This is a genomic window from Paenibacillus sp. sgz302164, assembly GCF_056120505.1.
This window is the reverse complement of sequence record NZ_JBVYOL010000002.1, coordinates 486,892-511,555: the sequence shown is the minus strand read 5'-3', so window position 1 is coordinate 511,555 and position 24,664 is coordinate 486,892. Positions and strand designations below refer to the sequence as shown.

The following is a 24,664-nucleotide window of genomic DNA, read 5'->3' as shown; positions in this document are numbered from 1 at the left end:
CATAGCAGCGTCTATCCTTTGACGGAGCCCAGCAGCACGCCCTTGGCGAAATGCTTTTGCAAAAACGGGTATACAGCCAATATCGGCAGCGTCGATATGACGATAACAGCCATTTTGACCGACTGTTCCGGGGGAGCGACATAGTCCGCATCCATCTGGGTCGTGTCCCCGATCCCGCCCGAGGCTAGTATGACGACCTGTCTTAACAGCACTTGAATCGGCCATTTGGTATTGTCATTGATGTATAAAATGGCGCTAAAGAACGTGTTCCAATGCCCAACCGCGTAAAATAAAGAAAAAGTGGCGATAGCGGGTAAGGACAGCGGCATGACGATTCGAAAAAGAATACCCAAGTCGCTGCAGCCGTCGATTTTGGCCGATTCTTCCAGGCCGTCCGGCAGCTGCTGGAAAAAATTCCGCATAATAATCAGGTTAAAAGCGCTGATGGCGCCGGGGAACAATAACGCCCAATACGAATCGAGCAAGCCCAGCTGCTTGACGACCAGGAACGTCGGAATCATCCCGCCGCTGAACAGCATCGTGAACAGAACGAGCAGCATGATCGGTTTGCGGAAATCCATGTCCCGCCGGGCGAGCGGATAGGCCGTCAGGCACGTAAAGAAAATGTTGATAAGGGTGCCGGCAACCGTAATAAATACGGTAACAAGCAAGCTTCTGGCAAGCGTCTGCGTGGAAAAAATATACTTGTACGCGTCAAGCGAAAATTCCGTCGGAAACAAGAGGAACCCCCGCATCAGCAGTTCTTTTTGCGTGGCGAACGAGCCGGCGGCGACATAAATAAAAGGGGCTGCCGTAATGAATGCGAACAGGGACAGCAGCGTCACATTCAGGCCGTCGAACAGCCGGTTCCCCCAGGTTGGTTTGTGCGGCATGGCGTTCAGACCCTCCTTTCTAGTAAATTCCTTCTTCTCCGAACTTTTTGGCCAAATAGTTGGAAACGGCTACAAGAATCAAGCCGGCAACCGATTTAAACAGACCGACAGCCGTGCTGAAGCTGTACTGCCCTTGACTCATCCCGACCGAATACACATACGTGTCGAAAACTTCGCCGATCTCGCGATTCATCGCATTCAGCATCAAAAATATTTGCTCGAAGCCGGTATCGAGAAAATTGCCCAGGCGCAAAATCAATAAGATGACGATCGTCCCGCGGATCGCCGGCAGCGTAATGTGCCACAGCTGACGGAAGCGGTTCGCTCCGTCCATACGGGCCGCCTCGTACAGCTGCGGGTCGACGCCGGCAATCGCGGCAAGGAAAATGATCGTCCCCCAGCCGGTTTCTTTCCAGATGACTTCAGCCGTAATCATCGTCCTGAACCAGTCAGGGCTGAGCAGAAAGTTAATTTTCTGTCCGCCGAACCGGACCAGCAACTCATTGACGATACCGCCTTCGGTCGTAAAAAAGATGTAGACGATCCCGACGACGACGACCCAGGACATGAAGTGCGGAATGTAAACCAAAGTTTGGAAAATCCGTTTGTGAAGCTCTTTTCTTAATTCGTTCAGCATGAGCGCAATCACAATCGGAAGCGGGAAAAAAAACACAATATTATAAAAAGCCAAAATCAGAGTGTTGCGAAAAAGCATCGTAAAGTTCGAATCGTTAAACAGCCGCTCGAAGTGCTTCAACCCGACAAACGGACTGTTCCAAAAACCGAGAAAAGGCTGATAGTCTTTGAAAGCGATAAATATTCCGTACATGGGCCAGTACTTAAAAACCAAAAAGTACAGAAGACCGGGCAAGACCATCGCATACAGCCACCGGTTCCGCGCCAGCCTTTTCCGCATCACGGACGGGCTTGCAGCCGCGGGTACAGGCGCCTCCATACTTGTTTCCATATTGCTTCCTTCCTTCCTTTCTTCTCTCAGCAGCCTGATGGGATATGAGCTCCATGACGAGTTCCTTTGCGGAGCAGCTTGCAACCAAATTTATAGTAACGGCGGCATCCGATTTCCGTCCATAGTCCCTGCTTGATCACCTTAAAAGCCCGAAAAATAAAGGAACATACGGTTTTGCGAACGGTAAAACAGTCTTTTATTGAGCTTGTTGTCACTAGTTCATTTTTGTTGTTGATCCAAAAAGAACAAGGCTACCCGGGCCGATAACGACCCGGATAACCTTGTTCGCCGCTTCTATGAGCTTCAGCGGGCGCGCTGCACCCAAAATTTGAACACATCGTTGCGAAAATAATCGTTGGAAAATAAAATCGGCAAATGATCCTCATCGTAATGAGTCTGCTTGATCAACAGCACCGGCGTGCCCGCATGCATGCGAAGCTTGGCTGCTCCCGCATCATCCTGGGGCGGCACGATCAGCTCGGCATTGGCGCTAACCAGGCGGATTCCGCATTCCGATTCGAGGAACTGCATCAGCGAGCCTTTCAGCTTGCTGCGCGCGAACGCTTCGCCTACTTTTGCATACGGCATGATGTTCACATTGTAGGAAACCGGCTCGCCGTTGGCCGTCCGGACCCGCTCGTTCACAATCACTTTCGATCCCGGAGCGATTTCCAAAAAGTCCGCCCACTCCTCCTCTGCCGCAAGAATGCGAATGCTCTCCTCGCACTCGCCTTCCTCCAAACCCGCGCTGCGAATCATTTCCGACGTCGAGCTCAGCCGGTCGAGAGCGCTCGGTATAGGCTGCACCGGACGAATGACGAAGCGCCCGATGCCGCTCTTCACCCGAAGCAGGCCCTCGCGCTCAAGCTGCTTAACCGCGGCGCGGAACGTCTCCCGGCTGACGCCGAACCGGTCGGCCATCTCCATCTCCGACGGAAGCCTGGCGCCCACAGGAAGCTCGCCCGTCCGAATTTGCCTCGCCAATTCCTCTTTGATCTTGATGTAATTGTGCTTCATTCCCGCATTCAACCGCCCTAATCGTAAAATATCGCTTCAGCGATTTCATCGTCACCCGGATTATGTAAAACGAGGATGTCTAGACTTGTCTAATTGTAGAAAGCTTTTATCAACTTATGATAAATCGAATGTTAAAAAAACGTAAACTGCTGTTTTCTCTAACAACTCCTCGATAGCTCATATATCCGATACTTTAAAATCATTTTTCTATATTTTTGTTTATTATTTATATATTTTCTGTATTTATCGTCACAAATCGGTTAGGATGATAATAAAGATAAAGTATAAGGTTTTGAGAAAAGAGGTATGACTATGGCAAAAACACCCTTTGCTGCAGAAGAGCTGCCATTAAAAAATGAACGAATTAATCCGCTGCTTTTTATCCGGGAATTGATTGAAGCAAACAAAAAAGTAGCTCAGTATCAGGTGTTGCTGCAAAACACCAAACTCCCTTCACAATTATTATTGAATCCTGTTATGTTGCATGAGGCCGTTCAATCAACCAAAATCGAAGGTACCCAGGTAACTCTTGATGAGGTTTTGGAGGTCGAGGCCCAGAGCAGGAAAAACAATAAAGACATTCAAGAAGTTTTAAACTATTATCACGCACTTCGCGAAGGAATGGACAAGTTAGCGTTCCTCCCCATTTCTACAAGGCTTTTCAAGACGATGCATATTACATTAATGTCGAATGATGTTCGCGGGAGCAATCGTTCTCCTGGAGAGTATAGAAAAATACAAAATTTTATAGGTCCTGAAGGTTGTACGATAGAGACAGCCACTTATATCCCTCCTTCGCCTCAATTAGTAGATCACTTTATGAGTAATCTTGAAAAATATATTAACGAGCCTAAAGACGACTTTGATGAATTAATTCGGGTTGCCATCATCCACGCTCAATTCGAAACTATCCATCCGTTTCTTGATGGCAACGGGAGAATTGGAAGAATTCTAATACCTTTATACTTATTTAATAAAAAAGTCATTGATTATCCTAATTTCTTTTTAAGTGAAGCATTAGAAAAGGATAAACATAAGTATTATCGATTCCTAAATGATACAAGATATAAAGGGGATTGGAACCAGTGGATCAAATTTTTTCTAGAGGCGATTATACTCCAGGCTAACAAAAATATCCATTTAATCAATGATGTTAACCAACTCTACGAGCATGATTTGAATATCGCCCAGTCGTTAATAAACAGTAGTAACGTGAAAAAATTGATTGATGCAATTTTTCAAAAACCAATATTCACCGTGCACTCTATTTCTTCAACCGCTGAGTTATCAGAAGCAACCTGCAGAAGATATTTGTCAATTCTTGAAACCCAAAGAATCATTTTTTCGGATGGCAAACAAAGATCTAAAACATATTACTATTACAATCTTCTCGATAAATTGCGTTAGTAACGATTAGGCTGAACTGATGAGCTTGAATATTCTTAGTAGTGCTTCACCGTACCATACAGCAAAAAGCCATTTCCCCAAGTGAAATATGGTTCTCGTGTAGCCTTCCATACATTGAAGAAGTGCCTATCGTGGCTTCTTTAATGATGGAAGTTAGGAGAGTAGAACCCCGATTAATCCCGCGGAAACACCAATCCTTAACGTTAACATGTCATCTCTCAAATAACAGATTCTCACGGATCAAATCATATGCAGGTTTTATCCCCAACCTATTAAAAAACTCATCTGTAAACTTAATGCTAGATTCCACTGCCCATTTTGAACATCCAAATCCAAGACACTTATCTGGAAAATAAGCATTCCCTGATTGTGAAAATATTCTGCAAGATTCGAATTTGTTTTTTAAATTTTTCTCAAACTTATGCCGCGGAGTAGAACCATCTAGCGTTTCATCAGCAATCCATTCTGGTTTATAATGTATAAGATCATTCCTTAAACTAATCAAAAAGTTAATGTCTTGATATGGCTGTTGTCCCTTATCAAACTTACTTCTATTGGCCAGTGTAAGTGCAATTTGATACTTTTCTAAAATCGGTCTCCGCTCAAAATCCAACTCCCACATACCACCCATCATAGCAACTGACCTCAAATCTAACCTTGCAAACTTTTCATTTCGTGGATGAATGCCAGCATGCATCTCTTGTATATCACAAAAAAGCTCATTTATTGATGCCTCTAAAAAAGATGTTGCCGAAAATATGCTTCCTGTTACATAAGCTTTGTTTATTGATACTAAGCTTGAGGGAAATTGAATAAAATCGTTTTGAAATTGATTCTCAACTTCATAGCTCTTCTTTGCCATATAAGATGCTGAAATAATATGCTGGACCGAGAAATATACTCTAGTTGCGCTCTTAATTGAAATATTATTTTCCATAGCATAACTCCTTACTATCTAAGTTTTATAGTCAATAAAATCATCAGAAAAACAAATTGTGTATTGGATAAAGGATGAATTCATCAGCCTTCTTTGAATGCTGAGATTCTCGTCATAGAAGAACGACAAGCTGACAAGGCGTCGATTTGCCCAGCCGATCTTAGTTTCGAAAGTTATACCAAGATGCTCAACAAAGAGCACAAACGGTATATCATTACCAAAGCATCGAAGTTGAATTAGTCCATCGAGATCGCCTCGTCCATCCTCAGGAAGTGCACCAATCGCCCCGAACAAAAAAAGGGGACCCAACCGGCGGGGTCGGGTCCAAAGAGTTTATATTAAAAAGGGGGTCTTGTTAATCATCATACCCTGCAATTGTTATCGGAGCGTAACGGCAATGTTCCAGTTTTGTTACATTTTTATTTCCGCCGTTCGATTTTGCGCGAAAACGGCGAACTTACGGGCAGGGCGCGCCAAAAAAGTTCTTATACTTTTGGTACAAAGTACAGGCCCAGCCCGCCGCGTCCGCTTTCTCTTGGGTGGCGTGCTGCTTTTGCCGCAATCCCCATGATCTGCGTTCCGATCGGCGGCCAGCCCCCCGGAGATCCCTGCATTTCGGACAACGCCCTCCGATGCCCACCGCGCAGCACTTTATTTCAAAAATATTTTATGATTGACAAGAAAGAAAAACGCCTGTTATTATTCAATGTATAATTCCAAGTAATCTAATGAGATTAATCGCAATTGGGTGGTGTCACGGTGGGTAATAAAGTATTCAAAGCCACGGTTCGTTCCGTGCTGATAGGCTATCTGATCGTTCTGCTGCTGCTGCCTATCGGATCCATTTATGTAAAAGGCTTTTCCTTCGGATGGCAGCCTTTTTGGGCGGAAGTGACGGGCCCGCTCGCATGGAAATCCGTGCTGCTGACGATTAAGCTCAGCGTCTTCTCCACGTTGATCGAAGCGGTCGTCGGCACGCTGATTGCTTACGTGCTCGTGCGCTACTCTTTTCCGGGCAAGGGCCTTTTGAACAGCATGGTCGACCTCCCCTTTTCGCTCCCGACTTCCGTAGCCGGACTGATGTTCCTGACCTTGCTCGGTCCGAAGAGCCCGCTTGGTATTTGGCTGGATCAGCTCGGAATCCATCTGCTGTACAATCAGACGGCTATCGTTATCGGTCTCGTTTTTGTCACTTTTCCGTTCGTGGTGCGCACGGTGCAGCCCTTGCTGGAACAGCTCGATCCTGCGGAGGAGCAGGCCAGCTTCACGCTCGGCGCGGGCAAATTTCACACTTTCCGCAAAATCGTTTTGCCCGCCATCGTCCCCGGCATCGTCGCCGGAAGCATGCTGGCCTTCTCGCGGGCGCTCGCCGAATTTGGCGCGATCTCGCTGATCTCCGGCAACTTGCCCGGCAAGACGATGGTCGTCTCCGTCTACATTTACGGCGAGACGCAAAATTTTAACCCGGAGGGCGCGGCCGCGCTTTCTATCGTGCTCCTGACATTGTCTTTCCTCATTTTGTGGGCGATCAACGTGCTGACGCGCGGAAAGGGGCGACTGGCATGAGAAGGCTGCTGATCGGATTTACTTTTGCCGTCATTTTTCTGCTCATCATCTTACCGTTCCTCGGCATCGGCTTCAGCGCGTTTCAAAACGGGGCCGGCGAATTTTTCGATTCCCTGTCTCGTCCGGAAGCTTTGCACGCGATGTACATCTCTTTGCTTATCGTCGTCATCGTTACTTTGCTCAATGCGATCGTCGGCATCTACTTATCGATAGAAATCGTCCGCGGCGCCTGGATCGCCCGCTGGCTGAAGCCGATTATCAATGCGGTCGTCGACCTGCCGTTTGCGGTTTCGCCGATCATCGTCGGCTTGATGGTCATTCTGCTGTTCGGTCCGAACACAGCGCTCGGCACTTTCTTCGAGGCGCACAATATGAAAATCGTGTACGCGCTGCCCGGGATGGTCATCGCTACGATGTTCATCACCTTCCCGCTGATGGTGCGCGAAGTCGTTCCGCTGCTGGAGGAAATCGGCACGCAGTCGGAGGAAGCGTCCACGACGCTCGGCGCCGGCTCCTGGCGCACGTTCCTGCAAATTACGTGGCCTTCCATCCGCTGGGGAGTCCTGTACGGACTCGTGCTGACGATTGCGCGTTCACTCGGCGAATTCGGTTCGATTCTGGTCGTCTCCGGCAACGTCATCGGCCAAACCCAGACGGCGACTACGCTCGTGTACCAAGATGCGGAAAATTTCAATCTCGTTGCCGCAAACAGCCTGGCATTCGTGCTTGGTCTCGTTTCGATTACGATTTTGCTCATACTGGAATGGATGAAAAAACGAAGGGAGAGGCAGCTCCATGCACATTGAGGTCAATAACCTGAACAAATCGTTCGGACAGTTTCACGCGATCAAAGACGTCAACTTCAGCATCGCCAAAGGGCATCTGGTCGGGCTTATCGGTCCCAGCGGAGGCGGCAAAACCTCCATCCTGCGCATGCTCTCAGGCCTGGAGAGCCCGGACACCGGCAGCATTTTTTTCGACGGCAAGCTTGCGACGGATTTGCCCGTGCAAAAGCGGGGCATCGGTTTCGTCTTTCAAAATTATGCGCTGTTCAAGCATATGACGGTGTTCGACAACGTCGCTTACGGGCTCAAAGTGTTGAAAAAGCCCCGCGATTACACCGCCGACCGCGTATCGCACTTGCTCGGCTTGATGGGGCTCGCCGGCAGCGAGCGCAAATACCCCCATCAGCTGTCTGGCGGCCAGCGGCAGCGGGTCGCGTTCGCCAGAGCACTTGCTCCGGAGCCGCAGCTGCTGCTGCTCGACGAGCCGTTCGCCGCGATCGACGCCAAAATCCGCAAGGAGCTGCGCCTGTGGCTGCGCAACCTGATCGACGAGTTCAAGGTGACGACGCTGTTTGTCACCCACGATCAGGACGAAGCGATCGAAGTCGCCGACGAGATCATCATCGTGCAGCAGGGCCGAATCGAGCAGCAGGGCACGCCTTGGGAAATTTATACGAAGCCGGCCTCCTCGTTCGTCGCTACTTTTATCGGGGAATCGAATACGGTTTCGCACTATGTGCCGCTGAACGGCTTCCCTTATCTGGACGAACTGCAGCAGGACGGCCGGTGGCCAACCGACGCGAAGGTGCTGATCCGGCCCGAAGCGATCGAGGTGCGCCCTCACGATACGACGTATTTGGCGTCGGCGGGGCAGCCCGGCACCGTGACGCATGCGCATTTCCGGGGCGACTCGTGGTACCTCGAAATCGAGACCGGTTCGCTCAAGCTTTTCGCCTACCAGTCCATTAAAGAAAGGCAGTACCGGCCCGGCGATGAAGTCAACATTTTAATCCATCACCTATCGGTGTTTACGGCAAATGAAACGAAGCTGCTGGAAAATCAGGCGAAGCAAGATCCGATGCCTGTTTTTATCTAAACAAATTGATCAAGCGAAGGGGAGTTGGATTTTATGAAAAGCAAGAAAACGTTAGGCATGATGGCGGCCGCACTATTGACGGCAAGCGTTGCCTTGGCCGGATGCGGTTCTGCGGGGAACAGTGCAAGCTCGCCGGCGGCGGCAAGCCCTGCGGCTGCGGCGGGCAGCAGCGCTCCGGCTGCAGCCGGTTCGCCTAAAACGGCGGAAGGCGGCAAAGTGACGATTTCCATCGGCGCTTACTCGATTTTGAAAGATTCGCTTGACGCCATCATCCCGCTTTTTAAAGAGCAATGGCAAAAGAAAACCGGGCAAACCGTCGAGTTCAAAGAGTCGTATCAAGCATCCGGCTCCCAGGCGACGGCAATCATTCAAGGCTTTGAAGCCGACATCGCACCGCTGTCGCTGGAAGGAGATATCCAGAAAATCGCCGAGAAAGGCTTGATCACGAACGACTGGAAAAGCAAACCGCACGGCGGGATGATCACCGCCTCCATTGCCGCCATCGGCGTGCGCGAAGGCAATCCCAAGCAGATCAAGGATTGGAGCGATTTGACGAAACCGGGCGTCGAAGTGCTGATTCCGAACCCGAGCACGTCGGGCGGCGCCAAATGGGACATCAACGCCATATACGGAGCTGGCCTCAAAATTTCCGAAGCAGCCGGCAAAAAAGATCCCGCGCAAGCGAAAGATTTGCTGACCAAAGTGTACAAAAACATTAAGGTGCTGGACAAAAGCGGCGCGGATTCGTTGACAACCTTTGACAAAGGGGTTGGCGACGCCATCGTCACTTACGAGAACGAGCTGATCGCCCGCATCAAAAGCGGCCAAAAATACGAGGAAGTCGTGCCGAAATATACGACCTCCATCGAGAATCCGGTCGCGCTCATCGACAAATATGTAGACAAACACGGCAACCGCGAAGCCGTCGAAGCGTTCCTCAACTTCCTGTGGAGCCCTGAAGCGCAAAAGATTTTCGCCGAAAAAGGCTTCCGCTCCGTCGATCCTGAGATCGCGAAGCAGTATGAGAAAAACTACAAAACGCCGGAAGGCCTGTTCGATATCAACTACTTGGGCGGCTGGAACCAGGTGAATAAGGAGCTGTACGGCAAAGGCGCGATTTGGGAGACGATTTTGGCCGAAGGCGGAGCGAAATAGCAGAGGCGGAGGGCCTTCTGCCCTCTGCCTGAATGTCCGGCTCGTGTATCATTCCACGCGTAAGGACGAAGCAGCACTGTCTCAGGCTGCCGCCAAAGCGACGTCCAAGCCATTCGCGCAGCGGCCGGACGCCGGGAGGTCGCTCAGGCACCGGGGGATCCACCAAGTGCCCCGGTGGCGTGCAAAGCCTGCAAATGTACAGGCTTTTTCGATGGAAATGGCTCGATTTTGGGAAAAGCCTGCAAATGTGCAGGCTTTTTCGCTCATGAAGGGCTCATCGCGAAGTTTTAGTAGAAAAAGCTGCACATTTGCAGGAATATTCTCAGGCAAGCGTATTACGGAACAAAAAGATGTATTTTTGCAGGTTTTCTGCGCGTTGCAAGTAGATGTGCTGGGAGTCTGTCCGATGAACCACAAAAGTAGCTCCGTCGGACAGACTCCCAGCTCCTGGCGGGCGATTTTTCAGTCTAATTTTTTACAGGTTTTCAGCAGTGCATTGACAGGAGTCAGAGCCAGGCTTCGGCGGACGAGTTTCACGGCAGTCTGACTAGTTTTGCGGAATGACGGGCCCGGCTCATCTAACGGATGTGTAGGCGCGGCCGGCCGACGGACATAACAAGAGGCTATCCTCAGTTGCGGGGTAGCCTCTTGTTTGGCGTTTCGCGACTCGGCGAGACACTCGCAGAAATCCGGGGCGGGATCAGCCGGACTCGGGCCGGACCCGGGGCGCGTACGGTTGGCGGTTATTTGTTATAAATTCTGTATAACAAAACCGCCGCTTCCGCTCTCGTGGCGCTGCCTAGCGGATGTAAAGCGCTGCCGTCCCCCTCCACGATTCCGGCTCTGACCATGGCGGCTACGTCGTTCACCGCGTAGGAAGCGACTTCCGCCCTGTCCGCGAACCGCGCAAGGTCCGCCTCGGCGCCCCCAGGACTCGATTTGCCGGCCAGCTTCATAGCTCTTGACATGAGCACCATCATATCCTGTCTGGAAATGGGCGACTGCGGATTAAAGCGATTGTTCCCCTCGCCCTCCGCAAGCCCCAGCTGCTTGGCAACGCCTACGGCTTCAAAATAATAGTCCGCGGAAGCGACATCGCTGAAATTGCTTGTAACCCGGGCGCTCAAGCCGAGCGCTTTGGTTATTAAAATCATAAAATCCGCCCGGGTGATGATAGCGCCCGGATTGTAGGCCGTCTCGGAGGTACCGGATATGACTCCTTTGGATGCCATGACTTCGATCGCTCGCCTGGCCCAGCCGAACGAACCGAGATCGTCGAACGTTTTCACCGCATAAGCGATCGCAAAGGCGCTGAAATGGGTCGTCGTGAAGCTGACTTTTCCGCTAGCCGGATCATATTTGCCGCTGGGAATCGCCTGCGCCCGGTTTTGCGCATCCAGATACCAGATGACGATATGCTCCGGATTTTTCAACTCTCCTTCCGCAGGCTGATATGGGATCGCAACCGTCACGGCGGTATCGGGATTGCTGAACGGGATGACGCTGCCGTCTACGGCAGCATGCAGCTCTATAACCGGCCTGCCGCCGATTTTGCTGCGGAGTTCGCCCGGCAACCGGCTCGTGTCGGCCCGGCCGATGCGTAAGCCGACCTCTTTGGCCGAGGACAAATCGACGCCGCTCAGCATGTCCGTGCGTATCGTCGCGGCCGCAATATCGGTGATCAGCGACAAGGTCAGGCCCTTCGATGCGGGCGAGAACAGGCCGGCGTCGACAATCAGCTCATACCGGTCGGCCCCGGCGCTTCGGGCAATTTCGACCGTAACATCATTGCCGCCGGCTTCTCTCGCTTTGTTCAAAATGTCGGCAGTCAGTCTGGCCGACGCCATGCCGGTCGCGCTATCCAGCTGCGCCTCCAAAATAATCCCGCTGCCGTTCACTTCCCCTTGCGCCGAAGGCGGGCTCGCAGCGGACGGCGGCGATGGCGAAGAAGAGGAGCCGGAGCCGGAGCCGGAACCGGAATCCGTCGCCGTCGCGACTTTGAAAGCCGCGCTCTCCACCGCGTCGGCGTCCTGCCCTCCCGCTTTCACGGTATAAGTTCCGTTTATTTTTTGCCTGAGCGTATAGCTGAACTGAAATTGTCCGTTGGCCGCAGTTGTTCCCTGGTCCAAATAATCGAGTTGATTCAGCGGATTCCGCACCTGAACGGTCACGATGCTTCCAGCGGCCGTCCCCAGCGAGCCCGAAATCGTCACTTTTCCCGAATTTTCATCCAGCGATGCTTGTACGGTGACCTGCGAAGCCGACGCGCCCGGAATGCAAATGCCAAAGCACATCAAAGCCGTCAGCAGGACGATGATCGTTCTTTTCAAACAGATTCCTCCTCCGAATTCCGAATGGGGGAATGGGAAAGGGCGGCACGTCCGCCTCCCCATCTGCCCGCTCAATTGTATCCATCGGGCGCTAAGGCATTGCGACTACATTGGAAATCAAAGTTTGGCTGAGCGCAGAATCCCATACAAAAGCTTTCAGTTTGCAGCCCATGACGATATCCGGCAATTTCAGCAGCGCCTTCAAATGAGCGGTTTTCCCGGGCAAAATCGAATGGGCGAGCAAGGAATACCTCACCATCCGGTCCTGCTGATCGAACAGCGCAATGACGAGCGTTCCGCTCTGGCTGACCGAAGAATTGTTGTACACCAGCACGTCCGCTACGGTATCGGTGGATCGGGTCAGACCCGAAAGCGCATTGCCGCCGAGATCGCTCAAAATCAAACTTTTAACCGTAAAGACGCCCGCGCCCCAGTTTTTGTTATAGGTGATCCGGTACGTTTTGGAGCCGGTGTTGCCGTAATCGTCCACGCCGGAGACGACAATTTCGTTGACGCCTTCCTGCAAAACGAGCGGAATTTCGAACGGCACCGCGGCAAGCTTCGCGCTATGGTCGAGAACCGTCGTTCCGTTTAACCGGACGGTGACGGCCGCGTTGCGATTGACGCTTCCCGTTAATACGAAAGCCGAAGAAGTGACCGCATCGGGCAGCTCCGCCGAAGGCGTAAACACGACCGCAGACTTGTTATAAGTCACGGTAATCGTCTTGGCGTTGACGGCGTCTCCGAACAACTCGCTGTTGCGGGCCGAGAAGACGATTGTGTTGACGCCTTCGGTCAGCTTAATGGCGGCCGAGAAATCGGCCCCGGCTTCGACATACACCGCATCGGTGACGGCGGCGCCATTGTTCGTTACCGAGAACTGCGCACGGTCCATGGCATGCGCCTTTATGGTGTAAGCGGGAATATCCACCGTCTCGCTCGCCGGGTTGCTGAGCGTAAAGAGCGCTGAGCGGGTGAACTTCGCATCGGCAAAAGTCGCCGCCGTTACATAATCGATGTTGCTCGTCGATTTCGGGGCATCAACGGCCATGCCTACGTACACTTTGTCGGAAAAGCTGACCGCCGCCGAGCCGACCAACAGCCAGTTCGCCTTGTCCTTGGACTCGTAACCGTAAATCGTGTTCTGGTCGCGAACGATTTTCAGCCAGAACGGCGCTTTCAGCGATGCGCCCCTGATCAGGCTTTCTTTGTAGCTTCCCCCGTTTTCGCTGCGGTTCAGGAACGAAATTTTCCGCCCGCTCGTATCTACGCCGAAATCGCTCGTCGGATCGGTGGACAGGGCCAGTGCGACCGCCTTTGATGCAGGGTCCAGACTGTCGCGGATCATGAATCCCGCTTTCGCATCCTCGTCGATTTCGGAAGCGAAGTCGACGTTCGCGACCATTTCAAAGTTGCCCTGAACCGTCTGGTATACATATTGAAAAGCGTCCGATGACGAGCCGATTTTCCCCGATCCTTTGACCGTATAAGTCGTCCCGCTCAAGCTCGCCGCACCCGGGATGCTGACCTGGCCGATATCTTGCGTCGTCCACGGCGCCACGTTATTCGGGCCGTTCACGTAAATCACGGCGGCGGAGGACAACGTCATCACGCCGTTTGCGTCCACCGCTTTGGCGTACAAGTAATGCTGGCCTTCGGAAGCATTCGCCCATGTGAACGTGTAAGGCGCCGCCGCAGCTTCCCCGATTTTTTGATCGCCGTCATAAAAGATCACTTTGGCGATAGCCGCGCCGCCGGCAGCCGCCGATGCGCTTGCCGTAACCGGGATCGCGCTGCCGGCGGTAAAAGCCTGATGCATGACAGGGCTCACGATAGCGGCGTTCGGATTGGGCGGAGGCGTTACGACCAGCGAGTTCAAGTAAAGCTCCAGATTCGTGTACCCGCTGCTGCTTGTAAAAGCGCCGTCTGCGCTATTGTTCGGGTCCAGACCATGTGTGCTCTCCCAGGCGTCGGGAATGCCGTCGCCATCGCTATCGACGGGCGCGGGGAGCGAATTCAGCTCCGGCAGGCCGCCGTCGCTTGCGATCGTGTTGACGGTTCTGCCCGTACCGTTCTTGACTTCGTTCACGAGACGGGCATCCAGGGAGTCCCGCTTCGGTAAAGAAGCGCCCCCGCTTTGCAGCACCTTCTCGTAGGCGGCCTCTGCCGAATCCGTCGTAACCGCCCCGCCGACGGGATCTTTTGCATCGGGAATGACGATCGGTTTGTATTTGCGGGTGAACGACTGATCCGGGTTGATCGCTTTCCACGCATATTTGCCGCCGGTTGCAGGCACCCAGTTATCGGCAGTCACATCGGGCGCGCCCTCCACGTAGTTGCCGTCGATGTAAAAAGTTCCGCCGCCCCCTCCATCGCCGGCCGAAGGGTTGACGATGCGGCTTTTTACGCCGTCAAACGTATTGGGGCCCGGCTTGTAATAATTATTGATCATATTGATCCCTGTCGCCTGCTCCCCGCCGTATGCGGAATTAAAGCCCCAGTTGTAAATCACGTTGCTGCGGTAATCGACCTTCGTAGGGTAATTGTCGGGATCTGTGGCCCGGTCAAAGCGCACGTTCCTGCTCGTATGGTTCATAATCAGGTTGTGCGTATAAGTGGCGTTCGTGCCTCCCCAGATGCCCCCGTACCCGTGCGGTCCTTTCGTATGAATCGAGTGGTTCAGGCTGTTGCTGATAAAGCTCCGTTGGAGCGTAAAGTTTTTGCGGTTTTTGGCGGAAAACGCTTCGTCCGTGCTCCAGCTGAGCGAGCAGTGATCCATGATGACGTTGTCGCCCGTAATGTCCACGCTGTCGCTTAACGAATTCGTTCCGTTCCTGAACCGGATATACCGGACGATAATGTCCGTTCCGGTATCGTTATTTCCGATCTTCACCATGTAGCCGCCGATCGCGATTCCATCTCCAGGAGCGGTTTGCCCGGCGATCGTGATGTGCGATTGCGTTATCGCCAGCTCGCGCTTCAGTTGAATCGTACCGGACGTGCTGAAAACGATCGTCCTATTGCCCGCGCTGACGGCATCCCGCAGCGATCCCGGAATCGGCGCTTCGTCGGCGGCATAATCGTTCAGATTGCTGACGACGTACACGGTGCCTCCCCGGCCCCCTTTCACATACATGCCCCCGCCCTCTGCGCCCGGAAAAGCGGGAACTTTGGCCGCTTCGCGAGGATCGATTGCAAACGTTAGCGTTTTGCTGGCGGCTGCGGTTCCGGAGCTGTCCACATAGCGGTATTCGATGACGTTCGCGCCCGCTTGACCGACTGCAAATTCAGCGGTATACGCCGTCCATGGACCGCCGTTGATCCGGTACTGCACCCGGCCCGCTTCCGGCAGCCCGCCGTTCACTTCCATATAGACGGTCACCGGTTTCGTGTAAGATCCCGCCTGCCCGTCCGGCAGCGCAGGGTCGACAATCGGCGCAACGGAGCCGGACTTTTGGGGAATGGCTGCCGTTTGCGCGGGGTCCCACCCGTCGAACATGCGCGGAATCGTCAGGGCGCTCGCTTGCCCGGCCGTCATCTGCATGCCCATTTGGCGTTTCGACGGACTTGCTCCGGGGCCGGTGCTGTTGTATTCCGACAAATAATACGTGCTGAGCGGCTCGCTCATCGTCGTCCAGCCCTCGGGATGAATGTGATCCCCCATCTCCGTATTGATAAAACGAACCGTAGGCTGATCCTGCCATGTGCGGCCCAAGTAATGCTTGCCTTTGGTCGTGCCGTCCTTCAGCAGGCGGGAGTTGACGAAGACGAGCCCCGGAACGTCACCGCCAGGATTTTGCGTGGACGCCGCCGTCACATACCCGCCCGAATCGGCCGCATCAGCCGAGTTGATGCTGACCGCATCGACATGATCGAACACGGCTGCGGTAGCCGGCCCGTAAATGTAATCGGTACGGCCGATAATTTCGCAGTTGCGGTAGTACTGCCGGCCTTTTTTGGTATTGTAAGCGACCCCTGCGTACAGCGTATCCTGGTACCCGACAAAACGGACATTTTCAAAGACGACTTGATCGGAAACGACCAGCGCAGCCAGAGCACGCCCCTTGGAGGCGGCGGAACTGTTTTCAATGGTCAGATTCGCCGCGCTGAATTGGTTGGCCGGGCTCGCGCTGCTCCCGACAGAGACGGTTGCCGTTTCCAGCGGCTGCAATTTGACGCCCGGATTCGCCGGATTGACGGTCGTTTCGTTGTCGTCGTATACGATTTTCGTTTGATCCATGCCTGCACCTACGAGACTGACATAAGGGACCGTGATCGAAAGCTTCTCATGATAAACGCCCGCTTTAATATAAATCACTTTACGGCTCGCATTCGCGGCGGGAATGGAGGCAATCGCTTCCTTGATATTGGCAAAATCGCCGCTGCCGTCCTGAGCCACCGTAATGACCGGAGCGGGCACCGCGATAAGCGCTTCCGCGTTCGGGCTTTCGCCGCCGGCGTTCGCAGCGGAGACGACATAGTAATACGCGTTCCCGTTAACGACCGTCGTATCGGTAAAAGACGCGGAAGCCAGCGCGCTTCCTACCGTCGTATACGGCCCCCCGCTCGCAGAGCTTCTTTTGACCGTGTAGGAGGCCGCCCCTGCCGACGCCGACCACGTCAAATCAACGCTGCCGTCGCGGGCCGTGGCCGCAAAATCGGCGGGAACCGGCGGTGCGCCGGCAATCGGCGCATACGGAACGGCTTTCGCCTGATTGGAGATCATGCTTTCGGCGGCCGAATTGACAGCGGTCACCACATAATAATACGCCGTGCCGTTCACGGCGGAAGTGTCGGTATAAGCCGTACCCGTTACGCCCGCGGCTACCGTCGTATCGTAAGGCCCGCCGTTTACCGTACTGCGCTTGAGCTTGTAGGAGACGGCTCCTGTTACCGTGTTCCACGTCAGGACTACCTGATTATTGCCGGGGGCGGCCGTCAATTGCGCAGGGCTTCCCAGCACCGAAGCCGTATCTGCAGCGGCGGCTATGACGGGAAACAGCCAGACATTTATCAATAACAACATGCAAATTGTTATTTGAATCGCTTTCTTCATTTTGCAACCTCCTTTTCCGCAATCACTGCAAAATAAATTCGTCCGACAGCGGCTTCATGCCGTTCAGGCTGTCCCAAATAAACGCTTTTACATAACAGCCGCTCACCTGGGCAGGCAGCGTGAAACCGGCGCTTAACGTTTTGGTTTCTCCCGGTTCGAAATCGGCGGCGGCGCTTGAATAATCAAGCATCGTGCGGTTCCCGTCGTAGAGCACGAACCACAGCGTAATTTGCTTGGCGGACGCCGTCGTGTTGGTGACCTGTCTTTGGGCAAAAATGTTCGCGGCAGCCGCTATCGAGTCATGGCGGTTTCCGCCGAAATCGTAAGTCGCAGCCTGCCCGGCCCAAAATTCATAGCGGACCAAATAATTGGCGGACGCCGTATTTCCAGCGATATCGACGGACGAAACTTCGATGGAATTGCTTCCTTCCGCCAGCGTCAGCGGATAAGCAAACGGTTCGTACACCGCTTTGGCTACGGAACCGACGATTGTTGCCCCGTTCAGTTTTACCGTCAAATTCGCCGCCTTGCTTAATGAGCCTTGCAGCGTATATACGGCATCCTTGACCGCGGCCGGCAGTGCGGCGATGCGGATTTCCGGCGGAACGTTATCGTAGTGGATCGTCACGGCCGCTTTATCGACGAATGCGGAATCGCTGCGCATCGCGTACATTTCAATGAGATTGGCTCCGGGCAGCAAATTCAAGTCGATTTTAAACCGGTTGTCCGCCAGCTGGCCGCTGTATACGGGAACCGGATTCTGATTTTGATACACGTTCAATATGACGCTGCTCGCATACACATTCTCGGCTACGGATCCCGTCACCGAATATAAAGGCGAGGGCACCCATTCCTGTACGGGATCGATCGTCAAGCCGGTCGGAATTCTTTGCGCCATGACAAAGTAACCGGCGTTTTTGCCCGCTTTGTAGTCATTGTAGTTGTTGTACCCGAGCGTCACTTTATCGCCGGAGGCGAAATCTTTTTTGTAGACTTTGAACGAATAGGCCGTTGCCTTGTCGCCCATTTTGATCGTATCTCCGGTAGCGGTCCAATCGGACAGCCATGAAGGCGGCGGCGTTTCCTGCTCGTCGACGGCCACGTAGACGGATGCGCGGTCCCGCACCTGGAATTGGGTGATTTGCGGCTGCACGGCGCCTTCGGCGGTAAGCGGATAAATCATCGCATCGGCCTGCGAAGTTCTCAGCCAATCCATACCTGCGTATTTGGCGGGAATGTCGGTAAACAGAATCGTTTTATCGGCAAACACCAGATCGCCCGCGTTTAAACCGGAATTGACCGACCACTGGTACGCGTTATAGTTGGCAAAAGCGGTAACGCCGCCAAACACGCTCGCATCCGGCGCATCGATCGGCGTCGTCGTATTGGGAGTCACTTCGACCTCCGCGGAATCACTTTCATAATCTTGCGGGACACCTGAAGTATACAAGCCCGCTTCATCCCGGATCGCTACAGATAAGCCGAGAATGTACGTTTTGCCGTTTGTGAGCGCTACGGATTTGTTTTGCGCCGGATCGTAGTAGGAGCTGATGTCGGAAGCGGGAACGATATTCGTTTTGTTCGCCAAATCTTTGTAATTGACCGTCGCGGATTGCATAAGCCACGCGCTCTGACCTTTTTCCCTGATCCGCATCCGGTATTTGGTCGCATAGACGTACGATTTGGACCACCAGGCAATCTTCGCGTTGCGCCCGGTGACACTGACGATTTCCGGCGGTGCGGGTTTCGGGTTAAAAGCGGTGCGGGTCACTTTAACGCCGCGAATGTAAAGATCGCCGTTTTCCTGCGGCGTGGCGATGACCAGCTTTTTAAGGTCGTACTTGGTTACGTTGTTGAGCTTTTGCCGCGCCCAGTACAGCGTCCCGTCCAAATAAATGTCGTATTTCTGGTTAATCGTATTAAAATCGACCCGCAGCGTATGCCATTGATTCAGCGTGTAAGATGCGAGGGAGCTTGAGGGCGCCGTCGTCGCATAATACACGATGCCGTCCTTCGACTTATCCGCGCCGACGCCGATCAAATTGATCGTCCCGGTGGACGGAACGAATTGCAGGATGCGGTCCTTTTGCTTGGCCGTTCCGTACTGCATGAAGGTCAGCTCCGTCGAAATCGTTCCGGTCTGCGGCTCGCTGAACGATTTGCTGATTTGAAATTCGTTGTTAAGCGCGGAAGCGAGTCCCGACACCGTAAGGTGCAGCGCGTTCGCTTCGGGCGTCACCGGATCGGCTTCAATGACCGCCGTCGCCGTGCCCGCCGTGTAAGAGGAATAATCGAAGCCGAGCTGGGAAGCCGTCTGCCCTATAACCGCTTGCGAAAAATCTTTGTTAAAAATCGTGACCGGCTCGTAGGCGCTGTTCGTCACAGAGGACGATCCGCTTGCCGCCGCAGAGGCCGATGCGCCCCATGCCCCGCCCCCGCAGACCGCCTGGAACGTCTGGAACGTCTGGAGCAAAAGCAGGAAGCATAACATACGCGAAATCAGACTACGCACAATGAATGACACCTCCATGGATTAGATCGTTTGAAAGCGGTTTGAATCCGGCAGAGCAAATGATTTGAAAACCGGCAGAGCAAACAGCTTGAAACCGCTTTCGTTTTGTTCGTTGCCGATTTGCCCGGTTCAGCGGGAAAAAGCCCCGCCGATGGCGGGTCTCCACCGGCGGGCCGGTTATCCAAGCATAGGCCTAAAGCTGTGACGAGCCGTACAAGTCTTAAACGGACCAGTTCGTTAGCGCCGGGAACCTGCGGACTATAACGCAGACTAACCGATCGTCTTGTATGAATCGGCAAGCCTCCCTTCTTCCGCAAGCCAGCGATCCGCATCCGGGAGGTCGAAATGCTGCAGCATTCCCGGCATTATAAAGCTTAGGGAATCGTGCTCATCGTAAAACGGCTCCCTGATCCAATCGGCGATGCTGCTCATGCGATTATCCGTGCCGACGCTCCGGACGCGCGGTTCCAGCAAAGCGGCGAGTTCCGCGTAGATGCCGTACCGACCGCCGCCGAACAGTCTGATGTCGTCCGGATCGACGTTTTTCATGCCGGACGCCAGTTCGACCGCTCTCCATACGTCGTAAGTCCGGACAGCGGCCATGCTGTCGCCCAGCCACATCAGCTCGTCGCTGTACCGGTCCATCATGCCGAAGCGTTTGAAGGGGCGCTCCTCAGGCGAATTCAGGTACGGCAGCAGCGAGCCGATTCCCGTCGGGTTGAGCACCATCGCGATCCGGCCGGAAGCGCAGGTCGCTTCAATCCACTCGGCATGAGCTTCCAACTGCTTCGTTCCGCCCTCCCATACGGCAATCGTAATCGGAAGCCTGCGGCCGGCAAGCTTGGCGTCGAAAAATTGCAGCGCATTGTTCAGCAGCCCGCGCTGGCTCCACCATACCGCCCGAAGCGCCCACAGCCCTCCTGTTTCTCCGCCCCCGGAAAGACGCAGATTCAGGTCGCAGGGCTGTCTGTTGAACAAGACGGTTTGGCGCAGCCAATCCAAAGCCTGCCGCTTCCGCCGGTCATCCGGCAAAGCCCGGCGCGCCTGCTCCAGCTCCGCAAGCCGCCCGGAATTTTCGGCGTGGACGTTTTTGGCATGCGCGTAATCGCCGGCGACCTGGCCGCTCTGTGTGCACAGGAGCTGCTCGGCCGGCAGCAGCCGGATGGCTTCGTCCGGGGGAACGGCCGCGCGCCCCAGCAGATGCCCGGAGAAAAAACCGACCGCCGCACGCGCAAGCGGGACCGTAAAGCGGTGGACATTTTCATCCTCGAAAATGTCCAGCTGCCCGCCTTTGCCGTGCATGTCCCAAAACCTCCGGTTGACTGCGACGGTATGGCGAGGACCCTCGATCGGCACGGAATCGTAAGTTGTCGCCAGGACGAGCACCGGACGGGGAGCCATCGCCAGCACGATGTCCTCGTGGTCGAAGCCGAGCGCCGAGAAACCCAGCCATTTTTGCTCGGCGTCCTGCGCTTTGCCGGTCAGCAAAAAATACGGCCTGTTCATAATAAAGCCTCCGGGAGCGGCAGCGGCAATGCGCTCGTCGTACATCATCAGCAGCGCGGTTTGCGTGCCTCCGCCGGAATGGCCGGTCACCCCGATCCGCGCCGGATCGACCTCCGCCCGCGCGCACAAATAATCGATCGCGCGCACGGCATCGTGCAGCATATAGCGCGCCAGGCTGTCGCCGAGCGGCATGCACTGCCGCCCGACGTTTTCATGCTCCGTTACGCTCGTCATCGGAGCCTGACCCGTGCCCGGATCGTAGTAGCCGAACCGTTCGCCCTGCCCGATCGGGTCGAGCGCCATGACGATCAGGCCGGCATGCACCAGATAGTGGCACACGGTCTGGTATTCGTCGCAATGCTTCGCCTGCTCGCGGTGCCCGCACAGCAGCAGTACCGCAGCGCCCGGCTCCGTCAGGCCGTCCGGTATGTACAGATTGGCCGTCGCATATACGCTTGGCCGCGGTTCGAAAATCACTTTCTCGACGCGGAATCCGTTACCTTCAGCCACGCCGGTGATGACCGGCCTAAGCGGGGTATCCGAAGGCGGCATGCCGCCCAGGCAGCGTGCCAGCCCTTCGCGGATTTCCCGCTGGCGCCGCTTCAGGCCATCCCTGTCCTTGATTGCTGCGCGTGCCTTATCCCCCATCGCAGCCGCCCGCATGGCGGATTCGTAAATCCACCTCGGCAGCTGGCTTTTTACATCAAAGTGGGCGATTTGCACGTTCTCAAAGTTCTCAAACACCGTTAGATATTCCCCTTTCCGACAGTTGGGCCGTGTTCGGCGCGACCAGCAGATCGGACAGGCGGACAGGCATGTTCGCGTGCGCCGACTTCCAAACCGCTTCTCCGGTCAGCACGGCAAGAGCCCCCGCTTCCGCCCCTGCCATAATCTCGTACGATCGGAGCGGATCCGGATCGAGAAACAAATCTTCCAAAATGAGGGGATCCCCTCCCCCATGCCCTCCGGCCCGCGGTACGACGCGGATCGTTTCTTTGCCGCCGAACAGCGGAAAATATTCGATCGTTTGCTCGACTTCATGGTGAGAAGCCCGGCCCGACATCACTTCCTTCGTTTCGATTCGGCCCTTCGTCCCGTTAATCGCCAGTCTGTAACCTTCATAAGGCAGCGAAAAATTGACGGAATAGCTCAACATCGCGCCCTTGTCGTATTTGATGACGGCGGCGTACGTGTCTTCAATATCGATCTCGGAGTCGAAAATGCAGCCGTCCGCCCGATACCCGGAGGCACCTCCCGGGACGGCGTCCATGCCCGTCAAATGGTCGTCGGGCGGCACGGTCTCCTTGCTGCGCGATGACCAGCGCATAAAATAGGCGCAATGCGCCTTGACCCGGCACGTGCCGCAGTACCGGCCGTCTTCCTTGGCGGGGTTGAGCTCGCCGGAGGGGCCGAAATAATGGAGCGCCCCGTAGGCAAACGCTTCCACCGGATTTTGCCCGATCCACCAATTGACCAGATCGAAGTGGTGGGTGCTCTTGTGCACGGACAGCCCTCCGGAGCTGCTTCGCTTCCGGTTCCACCTTTTGAAATAACTCGCACCGTGATAGGTATCCAGATACCAGTTCAAATCTACCGAAGTGACTCTGCCGACTTTGCCCTCTAAAATCAATTCCTTGATTCTCGTATGGATCGGCGCGTACCGGTAATTGAAAGCTACCTTCAGCTTCCCCCTGCTTGCGGCCTGCGCGTCCAGCACCCGCTTGCAGTCCTCCCCCGTAGTCACCATCGGCTTTTCCGAAATGACGTCGAGATGATGCTCCAGCCCTTTGACGATATAGTCCGCGTGCGTATAGTCCACACCCGCAACAATGATCGCGTCGGGCTTCGTTTCCCTGATCATCGCGGCGAATTGATCGGGAGCATAGGCCGGAGTCCCCGACAGCGCCGGAAACTTTTTGAAGCAGTTCGCAAAACGGCCGGGATCGGCATCGAGCAATCCGACAATCTCGCAGTGCTGATGGAACGTCTCCAGCATGGGCTTGATAAACATGCCGTTGGCTCTGGTGCTGACGCCGCAAATCGCGTATCTTTTTTTCGCCAAGTCGTTGTCCCTCCTAGGATTCTACCGTTAAGTATACAAAGAAACGGATTCGCAGCCAGTAGTTAATCCGACCGTCATTATAGGTCAATCCTGTCGACGACCGGACTGTCCGCACACCGGAAAAACCCGCCTGCGCTACGCAAACCGAACACCGGCATCGAGCGGTTGGCCTTTGACTCGCCTACGGAGTTGGCCGATCAGCAGCATCGTCCGTTCGGCTCGCCTACAGAGCCGGCCAATCAGCAGCATCGTCCGTTCGACTCGCCGCTGGAGCTAGCTCCTCTCTCTGGCAGTTCCGCAGAAAACCTGCAAAAGTGCATCTTTTGGGACCGCTGATGCCCTTGCAGGGAAATATTCCTGCAAATGTGCAGGCTTTGCCGCCTAAACCCGGGGTTCGGCCCCTTTTGGCCGGAAATTCCTGCACTTTTGCAGGCTTTCCCGTCAATTCGGCCGCTGGCGCTGTAAAAGCCTGCACTTTCGCAGGCTTTCGCGGCTAGCCGGGCCGCTCGACGAACGGCTGCATCGTTTTCAACACTGTGAAAACGGCATCGTCCGTTCGGCTCCCCGCTGGAGTTAGCTCCTCTCTCTGGCAGTTTCGCAGAAAACCTGCAAAAGTGCATCTTTTTGCTCACTTGATGCCCTTACAGGGAAATATGCCTGCAAATGTCAGGCTGTTGAGAAAGTCTAACGGGTTTCCTCTCAGATCAATTTTTATGTGGGGGCACTCATCTCGAAGAGAAAAAATTGATTTAAAACGATCTGAGAGGGTATTTGGCTCATGCTTTTGGTGCTTTTTTTGAGCAGCCGGGAAAAAAGGGGGTTTCTCAACAGCCTGAAATGTGCAGGCTTTTCTGCCTAAACCCGGGGTTCGGCCCCTTTTGGCCGGAAATTCCTGCACTTTTGCAGGCTTTCCCGTCTATTCGGCCGCTGGCGCTATAAAAGCCTGCACTTTCGCAGGCTTTCGCGGCTAGCCGGGCCGCTCGACGAACGGCTGCATCGTTTTCAGCACTGTGAAAACGGCATCGTCCGTTCGGCTCCCGGCTAGAGTAGCTCCTCTCTCTGGCAGTTCCGCAGAAAACCTGCAAAAGTGCATCTTTTGAGACCGCTGATGCCCTTGCAGCGAGATATTCCTGCAAATGTGCAGGCTTTGCCGCCTAAACCCGGGGTTCGGCCTCTTTTGGCCGGAAATTCCTGCACTTTTGCAGGCTTTCCCGTCAATTCGGCCGCTGGCGCTATAAAAGCCTGCACTTTTGCAGGCTTTCGCGGCTAGCCGGGCCGCTCGACGAACGGCTACCTGCGATTGTTGGAATTCCAGGAATCTGCCATGAGGTGGCTGCACGGTGGGAGCTCTCGGCGCGCGCGCCGTGTGGAGACT

Annotated in this window: 14 protein-coding genes; 5 read left to right on the top strand and 9 right to left on the bottom strand. The window is 54.3% G+C overall.

What is annotated here, in order from left to right; genetic code table 11:
• Positions 1-11 precede the first annotated feature (11 nt).
• The 3 genes from AC0LWT_RS05625 to AC0LWT_RS05615 form a co-directional block, all read right to left on the bottom strand.
• Positions 12-893, bottom strand: coding sequence for a carbohydrate ABC transporter permease (locus AC0LWT_RS05625; protein WP_474680229.1), 882 nt, complete (start codon positions 891-893; stop codon positions 12-14).
• Between the two features lie 19 nt (positions 894-912).
• The gene (locus AC0LWT_RS05620; protein ID WP_474680265.1) at positions 913-1,848 is read right to left on the bottom strand and encodes an ABC transporter permease; all 936 of its coding nucleotides are present in this window, start codon (positions 1,846-1,848) and stop codon (positions 913-915) included.
• A gap of 315 nt (positions 1,849-2,163) precedes the next feature.
• Entirely contained in the window at positions 2,164-2,877 is a 714-nt protein-coding gene (locus tag AC0LWT_RS05615) for a GntR family transcriptional regulator (RefSeq protein ID WP_474680228.1), read from the bottom strand.
• A gap of 312 nt (positions 2,878-3,189) precedes the next feature.
• Here AC0LWT_RS05615 and AC0LWT_RS05610 point away from each other — a divergent pair, with 312 nt between their 5' ends.
• Positions 3,190-4,284: a Fic family protein gene (locus AC0LWT_RS05610; protein WP_474680227.1), complete on the top strand. Its 1,095-nt coding sequence runs from the start codon at positions 3,190-3,192 to the stop codon at positions 4,282-4,284.
• 211 nt (positions 4,285-4,495) lie between these two features.
• Here AC0LWT_RS05610 and AC0LWT_RS05605 read toward each other — a convergent pair whose 3' ends face one another.
• Positions 4,496-5,221 (bottom strand): hypothetical protein, encoded by a 726-nt coding sequence (locus AC0LWT_RS05605; RefSeq protein WP_474680226.1) that lies wholly within the window; start codon positions 5,219-5,221, stop codon positions 4,496-4,498.
• A 759-nt stretch (positions 5,222-5,980) separates the two neighbouring features.
• Between AC0LWT_RS05605 and cysT the strand changes: the two genes are divergently transcribed.
• Genes cysT through AC0LWT_RS05585 form a run of 4 tightly spaced genes read left to right on the top strand, consistent with a single transcriptional unit; the run spans position 5,981 to position 9,823 of the window.
• Positions 5,981-6,787: a sulfate ABC transporter permease subunit CysT gene (gene cysT, locus AC0LWT_RS05600; RefSeq protein WP_474680225.1), complete on the top strand. Its 807-nt coding sequence runs from the start codon at positions 5,981-5,983 to the stop codon at positions 6,785-6,787.
• Positions 6,784-7,593 carry a sulfate ABC transporter permease subunit gene (locus AC0LWT_RS05595; RefSeq protein WP_474680224.1) on the top strand — a complete coding sequence of 270 codons (810 nt, stop codon included), beginning with the start codon at positions 6,784-6,786 and terminating at the stop codon, positions 7,591-7,593. The genes cysT and AC0LWT_RS05595 overlap by 4 nt, the downstream gene beginning before the upstream one ends.
• Complete coding sequence (locus tag AC0LWT_RS05590; protein WP_474680223.1) at positions 7,583-8,668, top strand: sulfate/molybdate ABC transporter ATP-binding protein; 1,086 nt, start codon at positions 7,583-7,585, stop codon at positions 8,666-8,668. The genes AC0LWT_RS05595 and AC0LWT_RS05590 overlap by 11 nt, the downstream gene beginning before the upstream one ends.
• 33 nt (positions 8,669-8,701) lie before the next feature.
• Positions 8,702-9,823, top strand: a complete 1,122-nt coding sequence (locus tag AC0LWT_RS05585) for a sulfate ABC transporter substrate-binding protein (RefSeq protein ID WP_474680222.1) — start codon at positions 8,702-8,704, stop codon at positions 9,821-9,823.
• Positions 9,824-10,566: 743 nt separating this feature from the next.
• Here AC0LWT_RS05585 and AC0LWT_RS05580 read toward each other — a convergent pair.
• The 5 genes from AC0LWT_RS05580 to AC0LWT_RS05560 all read right to left on the bottom strand — a co-directional run bounded on the left by AC0LWT_RS05580 (position 10,567) and on the right by AC0LWT_RS05560 (position 23,289).
• On the bottom strand, positions 10,567-12,153 hold the full coding sequence (locus AC0LWT_RS05580) for an S-layer homology domain-containing protein (protein WP_474680221.1): 1,587 nt from the start codon (positions 12,151-12,153) through the stop codon (positions 10,567-10,569).
• 91 nt (positions 12,154-12,244) lie between these two features.
• Positions 12,245-17,209 (bottom strand): pectinesterase family protein, encoded by a 4,965-nt coding sequence (locus AC0LWT_RS05575; protein ID WP_474680220.1) that lies wholly within the window; start codon positions 17,207-17,209, stop codon positions 12,245-12,247.
• A gap of 22 nt (positions 17,210-17,231) precedes the next feature.
• Positions 17,232-19,721 (bottom strand): hypothetical protein, encoded by a 2,490-nt coding sequence (locus tag AC0LWT_RS05570; RefSeq protein ID WP_474680219.1) that lies wholly within the window; start codon positions 19,719-19,721, stop codon positions 17,232-17,234.
• A 270-nt stretch (positions 19,722-19,991) separates the two neighbouring features.
• Positions 19,992-21,971, bottom strand: coding sequence for an alpha/beta hydrolase family protein (locus tag AC0LWT_RS05565; protein WP_474680218.1), 1,980 nt, complete (start codon positions 21,969-21,971; stop codon positions 19,992-19,994).
• Positions 21,964-23,289 (bottom strand): Gfo/Idh/MocA family protein, encoded by a 1,326-nt coding sequence (locus tag AC0LWT_RS05560; RefSeq protein ID WP_474680217.1) that lies wholly within the window; start codon positions 23,287-23,289, stop codon positions 21,964-21,966. The genes AC0LWT_RS05565 and AC0LWT_RS05560 overlap by 8 nt, the downstream gene beginning before the upstream one ends.
• Positions 23,290-24,664 lie beyond the last annotated feature (1,375 nt).

Bases quoted from the DNA above. Each gene is read 5' to 3' on its own strand.
- AC0LWT_RS05625 (WP_474680229.1), bottom strand. From the start codon at position 893: ATGCCGCACAAACCAACCTGGGGGAACCGGCTGTTCGACGGCCTGAAT.
- AC0LWT_RS05620 (WP_474680265.1), bottom strand. From the start codon at position 1,848: ATGGAGGCGCCTGTACCCGCGGCTGCAAGCCCGTCCGTGATGCGGAAA.
- AC0LWT_RS05610 (WP_474680227.1), top strand. From the start codon at position 3,190: ATGGCAAAAACACCCTTTGCTGCAGAAGAGCTGCCATTAAAAAATGAA.
- AC0LWT_RS05590 (WP_474680223.1), top strand. From the start codon at position 7,583: ATGCACATTGAGGTCAATAACCTGAACAAATCGTTCGGACAGTTTCAC.
- AC0LWT_RS05595 (WP_474680224.1), top strand. From the start codon at position 6,784: ATGAGAAGGCTGCTGATCGGATTTACTTTTGCCGTCATTTTTCTGCTC.
- AC0LWT_RS05585 (WP_474680222.1), top strand. From the start codon at position 8,702: ATGAAAAGCAAGAAAACGTTAGGCATGATGGCGGCCGCACTATTGACG.
- AC0LWT_RS05605 (WP_474680226.1), bottom strand. From the start codon at position 5,221: ATGGAAAATAATATTTCAATTAAGAGCGCAACTAGAGTATATTTCTCG.
- AC0LWT_RS05615 (WP_474680228.1), bottom strand. From the start codon at position 2,877: ATGAAGCACAATTACATCAAGATCAAAGAGGAATTGGCGAGGCAAATT.
- AC0LWT_RS05575 (WP_474680220.1), bottom strand. From the start codon at position 17,209: ATGAAGAAAGCGATTCAAATAACAATTTGCATGTTGTTATTGATAAAT.